The following is a 1038-nucleotide window of genomic DNA, read 5'->3' as shown; positions in this document are numbered from 1 at the left end:
GGCCTCGTGGGTGCCGTCGGGCAGCAGGACGCGCACGGGCTGGGTCAGGGCGTCCCGCAGCGGCGGCCGGGCCAGCAGGGCGAGCGCCTCGGGCCAGTGGTCGTCGTCCACCAGCTCCAGGTCGCGTACGGCGACGAGTTCGGTGGCGACGGGCGGCACCGGGCTGTCCGGGAACCGGTCGAGGATGTCCTCGCACCACACGTCCACGGCGTCCAGCAGCCCCGCGTCGTCAGGCTCGGCGAAGTCGCCCTCGCGCGGCTCCAGTTCGTCCGGGTCCAGCACGACGTCGGTGGCGCGGACCAGCGCGAAGTCCGCCAGCACGCCGCACGCGGTCAGCGGCTGCTCACCCCACCGCTCGGCCCACTCGGCGTCCACGGCGGCGAGTTCCCCCTCCCGGATCACCCGGGCGAAGGGGCTGCCGGGAAACACCAGCTCACCGGCGGGCGCGAGTTCGCCGTCCTCGTCGGGCAGCGCGAGGGCGCCCAGCCAGGGCTCGTCACCGGGCTCCAGCCCCGCGTCCCGGACCAGGGCGAGCACGGTCTCGGCCAGCTCCTCGGCGTCCGGCGCGTCCTCCTCCCAGCCCAGGGCGCCGTCCTCCTCCAGGGAACCCGCCACGGCGGCCCGCACCTGCGGGGTGGTCAGCACCGCGCGCGGGGTCGCGGGCAGCGCGCCCAGCTTCTCCAGCAGCGGGTGCGCGGCGTCCGGGTGGGCGACCTTCAGCCCGAGCCGCCCCAGCACGTCCGGGTCGATCCGGGCGGCGTCCGGGGTGGGCAGCAGCACCTGCCGGGGCCCGATCGTGGTCCTGTTGTCGGCCAGCGGCACCGGCAGCCCGGACAGCCGCTCCGGGTCGACCCCGGCGAGGCTGTCGTACAGCCGCCGCCACCACTGCGGCTCCTTCTCCAGCCCGGCGAGCCGGTCGACGGCGTCGGCGAGCGGCAGCCGGGCGACACCCAGGGTGCGCAGCTCGGCGCGGCGCTCCAGCCCCGCCGGCGCCCTCCACCACCTCGGCGTCCCCCTGTGCGTCCCCGGCAACCACGA

General features: G+C 77.2%; 1 pseudogene. It reads right to left on the bottom strand.

What is annotated here, in order from left to right:
* Positions 1 to 1038, bottom strand: a pseudogene (locus H5J33_RS36350) (molecular chaperone Hsp90); the annotation flags it as partial.

The sequence above is a fragment of the Streptomyces sp. WELS2 genome, from assembly GCF_013870595.1.
Taxonomy (GTDB): domain Bacteria; phylum Actinomycetota; class Actinomycetes; order Streptomycetales; family Streptomycetaceae; genus Streptomyces.
This window is presented reverse-complemented; position numbering and strand designations above follow the sequence as displayed.